This window comes from Lacibacter cauensis (genome assembly GCF_007830055.1).
In the GTDB taxonomy this organism is placed as follows: Bacteria; Bacteroidota; Bacteroidia; order Chitinophagales; family Chitinophagaceae; genus Lacibacter; species Lacibacter cauensis.
Window position 1 is genome coordinate 142,441 of sequence record NZ_VLLE01000004.1, and the last position, 16,811, is coordinate 159,251.

16 protein-coding genes and 1 tRNA gene are annotated in these 16,811 nt (G+C 41.4%); 7 read left to right on the forward strand and 10 right to left on the reverse strand.

What is annotated here, in order from left to right:
* The first annotated feature begins 26 nt into the window (after nt 1-26).
* Nucleotides 27-1,451 (forward strand): histidine--tRNA ligase, encoded by a 1,425-nt coding sequence (hisS, locus tag IQ13_RS10765; RefSeq protein ID WP_144886383.1) that lies wholly within the window; start codon nt 27-29, stop codon nt 1,449-1,451.
* Nucleotides 1,452-1,541: 90 nt separating this feature from the next.
* Nucleotides 1,542-1,630: transfer RNA gene (locus IQ13_RS10770), tRNA-Ser, on the forward strand.
* 159 nt (nt 1,631-1,789) lie between these two features.
* On the opposite strand, the gene IQ13_RS10775 is transcribed toward IQ13_RS10770, so the two are convergent.
* The 10 genes from IQ13_RS10775 to IQ13_RS10820 all read right to left on the reverse strand — a co-directional run bounded on the left by IQ13_RS10775 (nt 1,790) and on the right by IQ13_RS10820 (nt 8,668).
* Complete coding sequence (locus tag IQ13_RS10775; RefSeq protein WP_144886384.1) at nt 1,790-2,107, reverse strand: DUF6804 family protein; 318 nt, start codon at nt 2,105-2,107, stop codon at nt 1,790-1,792.
* The gene (locus tag IQ13_RS10780; protein WP_144886385.1) at nt 2,091-2,567 is read right to left on the reverse strand and encodes a hypothetical protein; all 477 of its coding nucleotides are present in this window, start codon (nt 2,565-2,567) and stop codon (nt 2,091-2,093) included. The genes IQ13_RS10775 and IQ13_RS10780 overlap by 17 nt, the downstream gene beginning before the upstream one ends.
* Nucleotides 2,568-2,898: 331 nt before the next feature.
* Nucleotides 2,899-3,303 (reverse strand): hypothetical protein, encoded by a 405-nt coding sequence (locus IQ13_RS10785; protein ID WP_144886386.1) that lies wholly within the window; start codon nt 3,301-3,303, stop codon nt 2,899-2,901.
* Nucleotides 3,304-3,605: 302 nt separating this feature from the next.
* Nucleotides 3,606-4,004, reverse strand: coding sequence for a hypothetical protein (locus tag IQ13_RS10790; protein WP_144886387.1), 399 nt, complete (start codon nt 4,002-4,004; stop codon nt 3,606-3,608).
* Between the two features lie 65 nt (nt 4,005-4,069).
* A complete protein-coding gene (locus tag IQ13_RS10795) occupies nt 4,070-4,942 on the reverse strand; it encodes a hypothetical protein (protein ID WP_144886388.1) in 873 nt (290 codons plus the stop codon).
* Nucleotides 4,943-4,947: 5 nt separating this feature from the next.
* Nucleotides 4,948-5,244, reverse strand: a complete 297-nt coding sequence (locus IQ13_RS10800; RefSeq protein ID WP_144886389.1) for a MarR family transcriptional regulator — start codon at nt 5,242-5,244, stop codon at nt 4,948-4,950.
* Between the two features lie 67 nt (nt 5,245-5,311).
* Complete coding sequence (locus IQ13_RS10805; protein WP_144886390.1) at nt 5,312-6,121, reverse strand: hypothetical protein; 810 nt, start codon at nt 6,119-6,121, stop codon at nt 5,312-5,314.
* The gene (locus IQ13_RS10810; protein WP_144886391.1) at nt 6,121-6,378 is read right to left on the reverse strand and encodes a helix-turn-helix transcriptional regulator; all 258 of its coding nucleotides are present in this window, start codon (nt 6,376-6,378) and stop codon (nt 6,121-6,123) included. Before IQ13_RS10810 ends, IQ13_RS10805 begins: the two co-directional genes overlap by 1 nt.
* A gap of 93 nt (nt 6,379-6,471) precedes the next feature.
* On the reverse strand, nt 6,472-7,308 hold the full coding sequence (locus IQ13_RS10815; protein ID WP_144886392.1) for a hypothetical protein: 837 nt from the start codon (nt 7,306-7,308) through the stop codon (nt 6,472-6,474).
* Between the two features lies 1 nt (nt 7,309).
* Complete coding sequence (locus IQ13_RS10820) at nt 7,310-8,668, reverse strand: tyrosine-type recombinase/integrase (RefSeq protein WP_144886393.1); 1,359 nt, start codon at nt 8,666-8,668, stop codon at nt 7,310-7,312.
* Between the two features lie 318 nt (nt 8,669-8,986).
* Here IQ13_RS10820 and IQ13_RS10825 point away from each other — a divergent pair, with 318 nt between their 5' ends.
* The 5 genes from IQ13_RS10825 (at nt 8,987) to IQ13_RS21750 (ending at nt 16,791) form a co-directional block, all read left to right on the forward strand.
* Nucleotides 8,987-11,875 carry a T9SS type A sorting domain-containing protein gene (locus IQ13_RS10825; protein WP_144886394.1) on the forward strand — a complete coding sequence of 963 codons (2,889 nt, stop codon included), beginning with the start codon at nt 8,987-8,989 and terminating at the stop codon, nt 11,873-11,875.
* Between the two features lie 52 nt (nt 11,876-11,927).
* Nucleotides 11,928-12,422, forward strand: a complete 495-nt coding sequence (locus IQ13_RS10830; protein WP_144886395.1) for a hypothetical protein — start codon at nt 11,928-11,930, stop codon at nt 12,420-12,422.
* Nucleotides 12,423-12,506: 84 nt separating this feature from the next.
* Nucleotides 12,507-13,028 (forward strand): hypothetical protein, encoded by a 522-nt coding sequence (locus IQ13_RS10835; RefSeq protein ID WP_144886396.1) that lies wholly within the window; start codon nt 12,507-12,509, stop codon nt 13,026-13,028.
* Nucleotides 13,029-13,135: 107 nt separating this feature from the next.
* Nucleotides 13,136-14,191, forward strand: a complete 1,056-nt coding sequence (rlmN, locus tag IQ13_RS10840) for a dual-specificity RNA methyltransferase RlmN (protein WP_144886397.1) — start codon at nt 13,136-13,138, stop codon at nt 14,189-14,191.
* 212 nt (nt 14,192-14,403) lie between these two features.
* Nucleotides 14,404-16,791 (forward strand): PQQ-dependent sugar dehydrogenase, encoded by a 2,388-nt coding sequence (locus IQ13_RS21750; RefSeq protein WP_144886398.1) that lies wholly within the window; start codon nt 14,404-14,406, stop codon nt 16,789-16,791.
* The last annotated feature ends 20 nt before the right edge of the window (nt 16,792-16,811 follow it).

The window sequence follows — 16,811 nt, forward strand, 5'->3', positions numbered from 1 at the left end:
ATAAACAATAAACTATAAACTGAGCAATGGCGAAGGTGAACGTATCATTACCACAGGGAACAAGAGATTTTGGAGCAGAAGTTGTACGCAAACGCAACTATATTTTTTCAACCATTAAATCGGTATTTGAAGTATACGGGTTTGAGCCATTGGAAACACCTGCCATGGAAAACCTTGATACGTTGATGGGCAAGTATGGCGAAGAAGGTGATAAGCTGATTTTTAAAATACTGAATAACGGAGAGTATTTGAACGGACTGAGGCCTGAAGACTTTTTTGGGATCGCCTTAGGTAGTTTGAAAAATATTCCAACAACCGAAGAAGTATATTTATCAACTGAAGATTTTAAGAAAAAGTATTCCAGAATTACAAATCACGTTTCAAGCCGTGCATTAAAATACGATCTTACTATTCCGTTTGCACGTTATGTAGCCATGAACCATCATCAACTCACCATGCCATTCAAACGCTACCAGGTGCAGCCGGTTTGGAGAGCAGATCGTCCGCAAAAAGGACGTTACCGTGAATTTTACCAATGCGATGCAGATGTGGTGGGCAGCAAATCGTTGTTGAACGAAGTGGAACTCACGAATATTTATGCAACTGTATTCAGCAAGCTGGGCGTAAGTGTAGATATTAAAATCAACAGTCGTAAAATTTTGGCTGCATTGGCCGAAATATGTGGCGGTGCCGATAAGATGGTAGATATCACCATTGCTATTGACAAACTGGATAAGATCGGCATTGAAAAAGTAAAAGAAGAACTGGCGCAGCGTGGATTAAATACTGAGCAGATCAGCATCATCGAAAACTATCTCAACATTACCGGCAGCAACGAAGAAAAGCTTGCAGCCATTAAACAACTGTTGAGCAGTAATGAAACAGGTGCCAAAGGAATTGAAGAAATTGAAACTGTTTATCGCCAATCGGGCATCAGTAATTTACAATTCGACTTTACGCTGGCACGTGGTCTCAACTATTATACAGGCGTTATTTTCGAGGTAAAAGCCAACAATGTACAAATGGGAAGCATCGGAGGCGGTGGCCGCTACGATGATCTGACCGGTTTATTTGGTGTTCCGAATATTCCCGGAGTTGGCATTTCGTTTGGTGTAGACCGTATTTACGATGTAATGGAAGAGTTACAACTTTTTCCGGCAAGCGTACATACAGGTACCAAAATATTATTCTTCAACTTAGGTGATGCAGAAAGCAAAAAAGCATTTGAGCTGATGCAGGCGTTACGCAGCAAAGGAGTGGCAGCAGAACTTTACCACGAAAACAGCAAATTCGACAAACAATTTAAATACGCAGAAAAAAAACAGATACCGTTTATTGTTATCATCGGCACCAAGGAACTCGAAAGCAGTAGCTGCAATGTAAAAGAACTGGCAACTGGCCAACAGGAAACCTGCAACTTCGATGACCTGCTGAAAAAATTCATCAGCTGAAGTATTTTAAACTAATCTGTAAAACCTTTCATTCTTTTTTGGGTTGTATGGGTGCTTCTCTTTATTTTTGCCACCCTTAAAATTTCAGTCGGTGAGGTGGATGAGTGGCTGAAATCAGTAGTTTGCTAAACTGCCGTACGGGTAACTCTGTACCGCGGGTTCGAATCCCGCCCTCACCGCACTACTACAAGAGCAATTAACTGCAAATCAGTTAGTTGCTTTCTTGTTTTTATGAGGTGGTGCATTTCGTGGTGCAGTTCCAGCCCTTTACTTTCTATTTTGTACAGTTTTTAAATGAATTACTTTTATCCTGCCATATCAACTATGGCGCTTTTAACTTACCGGCTCCCGTTTATACGGGGGCTTTTTGTTACATTTCTGTAATCGACGAAAGCAGTTACAACCAGTACAACAGCCCAGACCACATCAACAACATTCCAAAGGGTTCGGCCTAATGCCAACTTGATAAATGGGTTAATCAACAAAGCTGACGAACCCCATAGGACGGCAAGCCCGGTAATTTTGCGATCTTGAAAAGCAAGCACAGCAAAACCCACCATACCCAAAAATCGAACTAGTTCGTAATAGCCGTAAGGCATGTTTAACAGGCATACAGCAAACAATACGGCTAGGGCTATTTTAATTAGTGTCTTCATCTTTCTTAAATAGGCGTTGTGGCACAACGCAATTACTGATACCAAAAACAAACCCAGTCATTACCAATAATTCAATTATTATCCATAGGTTATAACGTTCGGGTGTTGTCCAAATGATGTAAGTTAAAAATGCAGAGTTTATAAATGCTAATATCGAAGAACCTATGTAAGTAACAGGATTAACAGGCACTTTCCTGAATACTATCGATATAACCAATAGTATAATCGACTTAATCAGATTTAAAATGAATGAGAAAAAAGCTAATCCACCTAATAATAACAGTAATAGTTTCCAGATCAATTTCAGACTATTGAACCAATTAAAAACATCACTGGCAAAAGCATCCCAAAAGTAAAATATCAAATTATTAAGAAGGGCTAAAATTAAGGCGGCTAATACAAGATAGCCCCATGAGTACAAAGGATTGCTTTGTGTTTCCTGAAATGACTGATTAGGCATGTGGTGCAGTTTTTGGGTTGCCCTAACAAGATATAAAATTCATCCAGTCTTGCAACACCCACAACAAAAAACCCGACCTGTTAAGTCGGGCTGTGTGTGAATGTAGCGGGCTATTATACGCTTCAGTGCTGGGTTGCTATACTTGCTCAGGTGATTTCTCGAATAAAGGCTGACAAATCTGGTCAATCGTCTTTAATCGAGATGAAGCGATTAGAAAAATCAGTGAAAGACTATGAGTCTTTTTTGTGATTGCTAATTGTGCTTTTTTCTTGTAGCGAGTGTTCTTTTTCATAACTGGTATTGATAGTTAAACAATGTTTTCGACTGCTTTTTAGTTTGATCTCTCATCTGTCATTTGTAAACTCCTTTGCATCATAATTTTTGAATACGCAAGCGCACCGTTTAAAACTTCCTCATCCGTTCTTAACTCTACATCATGTTTACTCACATGTTCAACACGCTTGTTTATTAAAACAAGCTGCTGCAGCATTTCTACATTGAAATAAAGCCCGTTTTGTATCTCATTTCTTATTCCGGCATTGTATCGCTCTTCGGGCAACTGATCCGCAATTGCACGGATCTGGCTTATAAAGTGGTTAACAATCTCTGTGATCGGGTACATGTCAAACAAACTTTGTGATGCCTCGTAATTGTTGACTAATGCAGTAAGTAAGTCTTGATCTTCCTGGCTTCTTGTCTTTGCAAATTCTTGTAACAGTTGATTAATTCGTGTCATAGTGTTTTATTTATTTGAGGCCTAACTTATAGTAAATGCCCTGCTCCTGCAATAGCGAATCAAATTGACTCCACGTACAAACGGGGTAACCCTGTACCCTTTATGACACTTTATTTGTAATGTGATAAATACTCGGATATTTTTTACTGATTATCAACCCTCTCATTTTTGCAACATCATTGTAAAAATACTTTCATCTTTTTTCGAGGGGAGTTAAAATGACTCCCTGTTTTTGGCCTGTTTGCACATGAAAAAAATGGTACTTCGCTATACAGAGGGGGTCTATCATCCACAGTACCGGGTTAATTTTTGAGGGGAACGGGCTTTTTTGAAACCGGGCGGGTCGGCTTTCGTTTAGATTGCTTTTTCAATTTCGTTTTACCTACTGCCTTGTCAATTTCTGTTAGCAGATTAAAGCCGCTGATCGTCGGCCGGTACTTCTTTGTTTTACCGAATTGCTCCACGAAAACAAGTTCATGCTTTAGCAGGGAATCAATGTTTTTCCTCAGCTGCGTTCTGCTGTTTGTGTTGCCCATTGCCTCCGCTATCATAGTTGCAGTGCAGCCAAAGTGCGACTGTCTTTCGCTTATTACAAGTAGGATCTTTACTGCTGACAGGTTAAACGTTAAGTCGTCACGCTCCTTTATCTGTTTGAAAGCCTGTGTTAAGTTCAAGGCTCTTTTTAAGTGTATGTATTGCATTTGCTGAATTGCTTTGTGCAAGGTTTTCCGATTATAATTAGATAGGAAAACCGTGCATTTGTAATTTATGAGCAGGCCAACTGTTGAAGCGCTTGCCCTGCAAGATTTACTATTTGTTCCTTATGCTTATTCGTTCCGTACTGGTTTACTATACGTTCAAACTCTCTCTCCTTTCTATAGTCTGTTGATGTTTTACAATTCCTGTACACCCATACATTCGGATTCTGCATTATCTCAAACAATCTCTTTTCCTTCTCGGTCATGCTTTCTATGCTGATTGTATGATCTGTAAAAACTAAATCTGTTGCATCTTGCACGGTTTTCCGACCTAATGTAAACAGCACCTTATCGCAGGTTAAATCAAACAGGCTTTTTGCTCCTTGTACTATCAATTCCCTTGATCGCATGTACTTCGTTTCAAATCTCAGCGTGTTTGTAGTGCTGTATTGCCTGCCTTTGTCATACAACTTGATAAACTTGTCACCACTTGCAAACTCAATGAAATAAAATGCCTCATTTTCTTTCTCATAAGGCCATGCGGGTCTTGTGTTGCGATAGCAGATACACTGATCTATTATTTCACTGGCTGCAAGCGCCGGGTGAATATTAAAACCAACCTCCAGGTTCTTAATGAGTGCAAGCATTGGGTTTAATCTTAGCAGGCTGCACATGTGCCTAATAGCATCCTGCACATCGGAGAAAGTAAACTGTTTGTGGTTAGTGCCTTGCCAATACTTATGCAGTGAACCTGCAATTTGTAAGCGTGTCTTAGAAAACTGAGTTAGTTGAAACACACCCCATTCACAAACCATTTTATCAACGTGCAGCACTTCCCCCGTTTTTGGGTCATGTTCTTGCCTCCATTGCAGGAAAGGAAGTGCTGTCGTTGTTTCGATTTGCGCCCGATCTTCTACCCATAATTTCATGTAGTCGATCATGTGTACTATTGAGCAAATAAAACTGATTGAGTAAGCGCCGGGAATAATCCGGGATCTGTTGTAAACTCGGTTGCTGTTTTCTTTGTGATTTTACATTCACGCTTATTGAGTGCAGCAATCAGTTTTGCTTTTCGTAATGTGGCAACATACCTGCAAATATTCGCTCTATCAATGCCTGTTCTTACCTCAATTTCTTTCATTGTTGCAGGCTCAATCTGCCATGCTTCAAAAACCTTTTGCAACTGTACTTTGTATTTTGGCTCGCCGTCATAATTGGCGAGTAATTCGGTAATTTCGCTCATCTTATTCTCTTTACATTTTACTAATAGGCAAGCATTACGGGCTTGCCTGTTTTATTTCCTGCCTGTGTTATGGCCTGCCGTAAATCGTGGGCGTGTAGTTCGCCTGTGGGGGCGTAAACCAACTAACAGACGGAGAGAAACGGCGGCCGTAAATATTGCCCGTTCCTTGTGGTGCCGTGTTCAATGGTGAACCAATGTTTGCAGGATTAAAGCTGCTCATTGGATTAGCTGATACCGGCTGCAAAGTCTGTTGTGGTTGCTTATTAAAACCGCCATTGCCCGCAAACTGCAGAACTGTATTTGCAATTGATGTAACGCCGTTGCTAATGCTCTCTGAAACGTTCGCCCTGTTTTGCTCTGCTGAATTTAGCAGCCCCTGTTTGTAGTTAAAGTCACGGTCAAACTTTCTCAATTGATCACCGTAAATTTTATCGTTTTCGCCTGTCATTACTTGCAATGCGTTGTTCAAATTGCCCAACATGCTTGTGCGATATTGAGCCTCCTGCACGGCAAGGTTGTTCAGTGCATTCTCTGTATTGTTTTGCACTGCACCGGCGGCGGCTATCAACTGCTGAGGATTTGCAGCCCTTGCAAGATTCATCATTGAGTTTGCTTGACTGCGGTATAGGTTATTCTCCTGTGTCGCTGCTCCTGGCATCCTTGCATTTAAACTTTGTCTTGCTGTATCAAGTTGCTCCTGTGCAAACGGGCTTGTTTGGTACGTCGGATCAATTGGATTGATTGCGTTCGCTTGTTCCTGTTGATTTTTGGATAAAGCGTTTTGTCTTATTGCACTTGCTGCGTGCTTACCCCACACCGGAAAAAACGAAACGTAGTTCGCCCAGCGGTTGGCGTTGCGTGTTCTTAAATCTCCCATTACGCTACCCTCCTGTTTTCAAGTGAAGAAACAACAGAGTGCCAATTGTAACGAACGTTTGAACCGATACGAAAACAAGGTATAGCACCTTTCTTTTCCCATCGAATTGCTGTTGGTTCGGTAATTGCTAAACGTTTGCATAATTCTGCACGATCAATAATCTCAACTTGTGCAGCGGTGGGAAGCGTTGGAGTTTCTTTAAGGATGGCTTTTACTTCGCCAATCTCTGAAAGTATCGCTTCAAATGGATTGTTCATAAAATTCATTTTTGTTATTGCACTATTGCAGAACAAAAATGAATCTGGTTTTAGGTCATACTGGGGTGCACTGGGGGTGCACAATTTTTTTTACTATAAGTCAGGGAAGCTGTTGTTAAGTCTTGTGTATTCAAGTTCAACAGCTTTAAATGCAATTAAATTACTATCTCTGAACTCTTCAAGTAATAATTCATAGACTTTTTTAAATTCTAACACTTGAAGTTCATACTCAGGATCGTATAAATATCCTCGATTTTTCAATTTTGAATGATAGTTCCGTATTGTGGTTTGCGATATTTCATACTTTCTTGCAATTCCCTGCACTTGTTTTGGGTTAAGTGCTTCACACCCACCCTCGTAGAATTTTTTAAGCAGCCAGTATAACTTTGTTTTACCGCCGGTAGCTTCGAAAGATACAGTTTCCTCTTTCCCATACTTTTTTAAATATTCAAACAACATTGCAAAATTTCCACCTTCCACAACATAACTAAGCGCTTCAAACGTTTTCTCGTCTTCGTCCTTCAATTCGCACATTCTTAAACCTTGATAGCTACTGCTCACATCTGATAAGTATTTTGCATTTCTAATTGAAGCAGCAAGGTTAAACCTTGCATTTTTAAATTCCGGATTATTGATAAGGTCGTAAATGCGTGTTTCAGGGTGCCCAATTTGTAAATGAAATCCTATTCTTAACAAGTCTGCCACTTCGCCCATTTTCGCAAACATTCCCGTGGCTTTTCCTTCCAAAAAAAACAAATTAAACTCTTGAATTTTAGCTGTTATGTAATGTTCTTTCAGCGGCGCCCGTCCTATTTGTTTTTGGAACTGAATTTTGTATAAACTCAGAGTGAAGCCCCACTGCTTAACAATATCACAAAACAAATCTTTTTTACTTATGCCGCTTCTTTTTAATAACTCCAACAGATTCATCTTATACGGCTTTAAGTTTAAACTCACTCAAATCTGCATCCCATGCTTTCAGCATCACCGTCTTTTTTAGCTGGCTTGTTACATTCACGTATCTTTTAAAACTCTTGTAATCCTTCCAGCCTCCAATAGCCATGACCTGTTCAGCACTCATTCCCTTTTCAAGTGATAATGTTGCAAACGTCTTTCTTCCGGTATGGCTTCCCACTAAATCATATTTGGGATAAATATTAACTATGCGCTTTGCTCCTTGAAACCTTACAATTTCAATAGGCTCAGCAATTCCTGCACGTTTGCATAGTTGCTTTACATACTCATTCATCTTTTGGTTACTGATAACAGGCAATGGCTTTAGCTGCTGTTCATACTTGGCTAAAATTACCCGTGAATAATTAGTAAGGGGAATGGTAAGGGGCTGTTTGGTTTTGGTTACTGTTAATCTTATTTCATCGTGCTTTATGTGTTCACGCTTCAATTGTGCAAGGTCGCTGTAACGTAACCCTGTTGTGCATCCAAAGCAAAAAACGTCACGAACCTGGGCTAACTTTTTGTTGTTGGAAAGGTCGAGTCGAAAGAGGGTTTCAAATTCATTGCTTGTTAATGCAATTACTTCCATAGGTTCACGCTTGATTGTGAAATCTTTGTACTTATCGCTTACCTGCACACCGTTCTTTTTGGCATAGTTCAAAAATGTTTTAATGGTGCTTAGCTGCTTTGAAGCTGTCGAATTTGTTAATGGAATGCGTTGCACGGTTTCCCCCTTTCTGTTCGTAGTTGTCCCTGTGGGTGAAATCAGAAAGGATTGAAAGGATTGAAAAAATGAATAATCAATTTTATCGAATGTAATTTTTCGCCTTGTATGCTTTTGAAAGTCCTGTAAATGCCTTTTTAACGATCTGTATGTTTGTAGGCTTCCTTCCTCTCTTGTGGTTGTATGCTCATTAATGTACTTGTCAATGAAATCAAAAAGGAATGTGCTGCTTTCGTCTTTTTTCGTTACAGGCTGTTTCAATTCTGTGTATTTGGCGGCAACCATGTCGGCCGAATACACAACCCCGTCAAATTCAAACCGCTGCTCAATTGCCTCCAAATCGCTTTTAATGGCTAAAAGTCGTTTGTTTATTTCTTTCGATTCCTTGTCGGTTAGAAACTGGTCGTACCCAATTAGGGGGGCGGCTTTCTTTGCTGCCTTTTTTTCAATGTAAATTGTTCGCTGCTCTTTACTATCCCAGCAATACGGCAGCACCATTATGCCGGTAGGAATGCTTTTGCGTTGCCCTTTGATTTGGTAGATTAAGCGAATAGGAGATTTACTATTGGTGTACTTCGCTTCTCTGCGAAGTTCAAAACGGATTGTACCCATATCATTTGCTTTTAACTTACCGTGAAGGTAATAAAAAACAATGCTGTGGTGCAGTTTGTGGTGCAGTTTTTTTAATAACCTGTTTTAGTTTCATTTTGCGTTAACTGATAAATCCCTTTGTTACCAGTCGTTTCCCATACCGAAAGCTAAATGCAATTTAATCAAATTTTCAAAGGTTCGAATCCCGCCCTCACCGCATAAAAACCATCGTTTAAAGCGATGGTTTTTTGTTTTTCTACCCTTGTGCCCTCCCCTTCCACAGGTTTTTATTCAGGCTTGTTTTTTTCTTAACTTACAGCATACCTTAATTTCTACTGTATGCGCACAAAATCGGCATTGGCTATTACGCTACTGGCACTAACATTTGGCTTTATTGGCTTTTATATTTTCAACCGATCAACTTCATTAGAAAAAAAATCAGCAACTGCTTTACGGTTGCAGCAAGAAGAAGATGAGCAGGAAGAAGGTGGCATTAAACGTCGTTTATACGAATGGAAAATGCTCCACGATCCGGCTACTGGTGAAATTCCACGTGATGCACAACGGAAAGATCTTGCACTGCTGGCGACAATCAAAGCCCGCCAGAGTAAACCTGGTTTCCGCCAAACCATTAACAACACGTACACTGCTGCCGGCCCTTCACAAAATGGAGGAAGAACCCGAACCGTTGCGTATGATATGCGCAACAATGGAGTAATGTTGGCGGCAGGTGTTACAGGAGGTATCTATCGCTCAACCGATGGCGGCAGCAGCTGGACCTATGTGAGTCCAGTTAGTGATGTGCGTATTGTAACATGTATGGCTCAGGACCCACGTCCTGGTTTTCAAGATACATGGTATGCCGGCACCGGCGAATTGTTAGGCGCTTCTGCTGCTTATCCCAATGCATTTGTTCCCGGTTACGGTATTTACAAATCAACTGATAACGGTTTAACATGGACAAAACTCAGCTCCACGATCATCAGCAGTGCCCGTGAAGGCTTCGATAGCATTTTTGATATGGTTTTTAATATACAGGTAGATGGCAGCGGTACGGTGTATGCCGCTATTCTTAATTATATCATTCGTTCCAGCAATGGTGGAACAAGCTGGGGATTGGTACTGAACGAAACGGGTGAATTGGAAAATCCCGACCAGCAGATTGAAAACATGATCACAGATATTGTGATATCCAAACCAGGCGTTGTACCGGTTCGCTATTATGCTTGTTTTTCGGGCAGAAACAGAGACAGAGATACGGCAGGTGTATGGACCTCTACTACCGGTGCATTTGGCACATGGACCAGAATCGGGCACAGTGACCAAGTTGCAGGCTGGCGTGCATACAGCAATACTACCGATGCAAATGGAGATTATACCGGCGGATGGGGTAAAACAGTGTTAGCAGTATCGCCGAGTAATTCAAATATTTTATATGTCATGTATCAGAATGCATTCAGCGCATCGCTGAGTGTACCGGAAGCTGATCTTTTCAGGGCAGATCTTACAAACTTTCCTACAGTTACCTGGAGTGCCAATCGTGGGCCTAACTTGCAGGCAACCCGCAATGTTCCCCTATCTTCCGGTGGGGGCACACAAACCAAGTATATGGAAACGCAGGGCGGGTACAATATGTTACTGGCAGTGCATCCTACAAATCCCAATATTGTGATAGCGGGAGGCGTTAACCTGTTTCGCTCCACAGATGGCTTTTCAACAACTGGAACGTTTATTGGCGGACTTACCGCCACCAACTATTCTGATCCTAACGAAGCTGTACATGTAGACTTTCATTCATTCGCATTTCATCCATCCATTACAAACCGTGTGGTTGTGGGAAGTGATGGTGGTTTAGCTGTTACCAATGATATTACTGCCGGCACTGTTTTATGGGGCGGCTTAGGCAACCAATACCAAACATTACAATACTATCATGTTGCCATCGACCCTGCTGCCGGTTCTCTTACGTTTGGTGGTGGTGCACAGGATAATTCAACTACCTACCGAGATTCAAAAGGTTTTTTAAACGGATCGGGATTACAGACACCTGTTGATGCCAACGATCATTATGTTTTGATTGGTGGCGATGGCGGCTCTGTTGCTTTAACTTCCGGCGCAGGCACGAACCAATATTTTTTTGGCAGCGTACAGGAAGGAAGTGTGTACAGGATTTTTGCAAATGGTGCTGCATCTGCATTATCAGGAGATCTTAAACCAACTGGTGCACAAAGCGAGTTCATTACCTATTTTCACCTTGACCCCGATAATACCAACGTGATGTATTATGCCGGTTTAAATTCGCTGTACCGCACAACCAATGCAACAACCGTATCAGCAAGTGGTTGGACACAGATGACAGGTGTTGCCAGTACCTTAACAGGCAATATTTTTTCTTTAGCTACCTCAAGAGGAACATACAACGGCAGCAGCAGCCATTTGTATATTGGTACAAGTAATGGCCGCATCTATCGGTTAACAGACCCTCGTGATGCTGCGCCGAGCGCAATACCGGTTAATATTACACCCTCTGCATTAGCATCGTCCACCAGTTCATTGGTGCGTGAAATTGCAGTGAATCCTCGTAATCCCGATACAGTGCTTGCTGTTGTTTCCAACTATGGCGTGGCGAGTGCATTCTGGACCGGCAATGCAACCTCAGCTTCACCTACATGGCAATTGGTTGAAGGGAATATTGCATCAGCATCTTTCAGAACCTGTGCAATTGTTGCCACAACAACCGGCGTGGAATACTATGTTGGTACGTCCATCGGCTTGTTCAGTACTACAACCATTAATGGTGCAAGTACCAACTGGACCATGGAAGGCCCGCCGGTCTTACAAGGCGCCATTGTCAACGACCTGGCACTCCGCACTTCAGATAACACCCTGCTTATTGGTACACATGGTAACGGCATGTTCTATACCACCATTGGCAATGTTCCTACTGCGGTACCAGACGTAATTGTAAATGATAAACGTTTTATCACTTCTGTCTTCCCTACTGTTATTACCAACGATATTAATTTCCGCACAGGTACTATTGCAGGTATTCGCAACATTCATCTACGTGTAATGAATATGAGTGGACAGATACTGTTGCAAAAAACACAAGGTTATCAGGCGGGTACTGTTCAGCTCGGCAACCTATCAACCGGCACCTACTTACTGGAAATATGGAGCGACGACAGAAAGTATAAACATCTGCAACAATTTGTGAAAGCGAAATAAAGAATGTGTAATCTCTAACAACCGTGCATCCAACATACAAATAACAAAACGTATGAAACTTATTTATAGCATACTGTTGTTGCTTGTTTGCAGTTCATTTGCAGGTACAATTAATTATCCGGTTGCAAAGCTGTATGCCTACAGGCAAAAAGTGATTGATGGCGCAAATACTACCTACGATAAAAAAACAAAGCAGACCAACAGGAATTATGTTTACCTGTTGATAAAGCAAAACAGAACAATACAAATTGAGCATGTTTGGATTGATGGGATTTCCGTTCATTTTACAACAAAGGAAGTAAACAGTCCTGTAACAATTGATGCGGGAGTAAGTCTTTCAGGCAAAGCTGCAACACAGCAACTCGTGCCTGCAACCACACATACTGTTCTGCAAATACTTACAGATAACAGCAACATTGAAGATTCAAAGGTTATACCTGCAAAGTATAAGAGATACAACGTCCTCATTCAATACAGAGAAGGTTCTTCTGTATTTTTTCTGGGCACACACAATCCAAAAACCGTTGCAGCTAAAGCAAACCAGTAAGTAAGTCTAAATCTTTAAAAAAAGCTGTTACGTACATAGCGTAACAGCTTTTTTTATTTTTACGTTTCAAAAATCTATTATCACATGAAAACAAACATGGCGTTGGCATTACTATTCATTTCGTTTGTCTTTACAGGTTGTAAAAAACTGGGGGTTAACTTCTCTATCAGCAACCAGGCAAATTTCAGGGTGGAAAGCTCCTCCCCCATCAACCTGCCCTTTGAAATGGGCACCCCCGATGTTACCACCAACTCTTCGCAACAGTTCAATAACAACAACACTGCCGCCAACCTTATCAAAGAAATTAAACTGGAGGAATTAAAACTCAGCATTACCAACCCTGCTTCAAAAACATTCAGCTTTTTAAAGTCGGTTGAAATTTATATTTCTACCAACAGCAACAACGAAATACTGCTTGCAAGCCTCAGCAATATTTCATCTACTGCACAAAGCATCAGTTTAACCACAACTGCACAGGATCTGAGCAACTATGTAAAAGCAAGCAGCTACAAACTGCGCACAAGCGTTGTTACCAAAGAAACAGTAACACAGGCCATCGATATCCGGGCCGATATTAAGTTTAAAGTAAAAGCCGGTTTGCTGTAAACAATAAGCTATTCATTTTGAAGCCTTCTTTAACCGGAAGGCTTTCTTTTTGGATGAGATCAATCGTTTTGTAACCGAATCCGTTTCTCCGTTGTACCTTTGCCGCTATGGCAGTAGCGAACGAGCGAAATATACGCCACTTAAGTCTTGAAGAAATCACCGATTTCTTCGAAAGCATTGGCGAAAAGAAATTCAGAGCAAAACAAGTGTACGAATGGCTTTGGCAAAAGCATGCGCACAGTTTTGCCGATATGACCAACCTGAGCAAAGAACTCCGTCAAAAACTGGGAGACGTATTCACTTTACCCGCATTAACTGTTGATGCAACACAATACTCCGCCGATGGAACGGTGAAATCGAGATTCCGCACACACGAAGGACATTTGGTTGAAGGCGTACTGATACCAACTGATGATCGAAAAACTGCCTGCGTATCATCGCAGATTGGTTGTTCACTTAGTTGTAAGTTTTGTGCCACCGGTTATATTGATCGTAAACGTAATCTCAACTACGATGAAATTTATGATGAGGTAGTCCTTATCAACCAACAGAGCGAACGGGTATATGAAAAGAAGCTCAGCAATATTGTATTTATGGGCATGGGCGAACCGTTGCTCAACTATAAAAACGTATTAAAAGCCATTGAAAAAATTACTTCACCCGATGGTTTAGGAATGAGCCCACGACGCATAACAGTATCAACTGCCGGTGTTGCCAAACAAATAAAACAACTGGGCGATGATGAAGTGCGGTTTAAACTGGCGCTGAGTTTACATGCAGCCAATGATGCGAAGCGCCATGAAATTATGCCCATCAACGACAGTAACGATATTAAATCGCTGATTGAAGCACTCAATTACTTCTACAAAAAAACCGGTAACGAGATAACATTTGAATACATTCTCTTCAAGGATTTCAACGATTCGCTGAAGGATGCGGATGAGCTGATCAAGATCTATCGACAGGTTCCTGCCGATCTCATCAATATTATTGAATACAATCCCATCGACATGGCTAAGTTTCAAAAACCCGATGAAGCCGTTACCGATAAGTTTATGGCTTACCTGGAGAAGAACAGGGTAAACGCACGTTTACGCAGAAGCCGTGGGAAAGATATTGATGCAGCTTGTGGTCAGTTAGCGAATAAAGAAGGACAACTCTAACACTGTTTAACAGGAATAGTACAAGAGCGTTGTTTGATTAATCAAACAACGCTCTTTTTTATTCAAGCAAATCACATCTTTAAAACACACGATTGTTCACATGTTCATTCTTTTTTATATAAGAGATGTAAAAGTTACTAAGTAATAAACCGGCGCTTTTGTTTCATAAAAAAATCCTTCCTTTGATACACATAAACCCAAAATTCACTACAATGAAACTACTACTGCTTTCATTCGTGTGCCTGCTTGCGTTACACTCACTCAATGCGCAATGCACCGGTACAGGAAGTATTAATTTTCAACAATGGAACAACATTACCGGAGGCAACGTCAGCAATCTTACCTCCAATGTTAATTACCCCAACAACCCTTCGGTTACAGGAACACTTACTCTTTTTGAAACAGCCAGTAATCTTGGCAGCAACCTTGGAGTAAGAATTTATGGCTATATCTGTCCGCCAACAACAGGTACTTATTATTTCTGGATTGCGGCAGACAATGCAGGTGAACTTTGGCTCAGCACCACATCGCTTGCAGCAAATAAAGTACGTGTTGCCTATACATCCAAAGCAACAAAACCCCGTCAATGGAATGTTTCCACTACACAAAAGTCTGTGGCCATTCAACTTGTTGCCGGAACAAAATACTATGTAGAAGCATTAATGAAAGAATCAACAGGCAGCGATAACCTGGCTGTTGGTTGGGCAAAACCCGGTCAAAGCTCTTCTGCTCCATCAGAAGTTATTCCCGGCACAAGTCTTTCAAAAGATCTGGTATCGGATGTGCAGGCACCAACAGTGCCTTCAAATCTTGCAGCAGCATTTATTACAAACACTTCATTTGTACTCAGCTGGTCGCCATCTACCGACAACATCGGAGTTACCGGCTATGATGTTTACAGGAACGGTGTTAAACTCAACAGCAGTACACTCATCGGTCCATCTTACAGCATCACAGGACTTGCTCCCAATACAACATATAACATGACAGTGCGTGCAAAAGATGCAGCCGGTAACGAATCTTCAAGTACAGTATTCCCTGTTACCACACTTTCTGCAACAGCTGCATCCGAATCGTTTAACGTACGTACAGTAATTGCACGCCAGCGTATGCCACACGATCTTGTTTACGGACCTGATGATAATCTCTGGTATACCGAACGTTTTGGAGGTACTGTAAGCTTTGTTAATCCTGCTACCGGTGTAAAACGTGTTGTACTTACCTTGGGTAGTAAAATGGTTTTAGCCGGCGGACAAGATGGTTTAATGGGTCTGGCTTTACATCCTGAATTTATGACGGGCAAACCATTTGTTTACATTGCCTATACCTATCAATCCTTAAGTGCAACGGTTAGAAGAATACGAGTAGAGCGATACAGCTATGATGCATTTACACAAACATTGATTGACCCTGTTACTATCCTCGAAAATATTCCCGGCAGTAACGATCATAACTCCTGCCGTTTGGCTATTGGACCCGATACCAAATTGTATTTTACAATTGGCGATATGGGTGCCGGACAATACGATAATGTTAGCCGTACAAACAATGCACAAAATCTTTCTATTTATGAAGGAAAGATTCTTCGTTTCAATACAGAGTTAGTGAGCGGCTCATGGATTCCTGCCGATAATCCGTTTACCAGCGGCGGACAACCAACGCCTGTTTATTCATTTGGTCATCGCAATGCACAAGGTTTGGTTTGGGGTAGCGTGAACGGTACTCCTATCCTCTACAGTTCAGAACACGGACCGTTCAGCGATGATGAAATTAACATCATTGAATCAGGTCGGAACTATGGCTGGCCACAAGTTTCAGGCTATTGCGATGGTAATTACAACGGTCGTGTAATCGGCGGCTTTACTGTTGTAAACGAACAGGCCAACTGCGTAACGCTTAATGCCAAAGAACCATTGCGTTCAATCTTCCCCTCATCAAATCCTCCAACAGGTGGTGATAATATGTTATGGCCTTCACTTGGTCCTTCCGGTACAGATTTTTATGGCAGCTCAGCTATTCCCGGTTGGCAAAACTCCTTATTGGTTGCAACATTAAAAGGTGGTGTAATTGCACGCTATCAATTAAGCAACGACGGCCAGCAGATTATTTCCGATACCATCAACTACTTCCGTGGTATGGGTCGCTACCGTGATGTTGTCGTTAGCCCCGATGGTTTAAAAATTTATGTAGCCTGCGATTCAAGCGGATCAACATCAGGACCAACAGGTAATGTAACAACTACACCGGCAAACCCAGGAAGTATTCTTGAGTTTACTTACGTACCAGGCTCAATGCGCCAGTATGTACAAATGGGATCAACAACAATTAAAAACACAATTCCGGCAGATAAAAAAGATAACAGCATTGATATTTATCCGAACCCTGCCACCAACTTTATTGTAGTGTATAACTATGCTGCCGAAGCAGGAAGAATGGCAACACTCTTCGATATGAATGGCAGAATGATTAAGCAACAGCTTACCAGCGGTACAGCTACAAGAATAGATACAAGAGCAGTTCCAAATGGTATGTATATCCTCCGCATCACCAATGCAACAGGATCGATACTGCACACAGAAAAACTTGTTATCAGAAAATAATAAAGGCGGTAATAATAAAA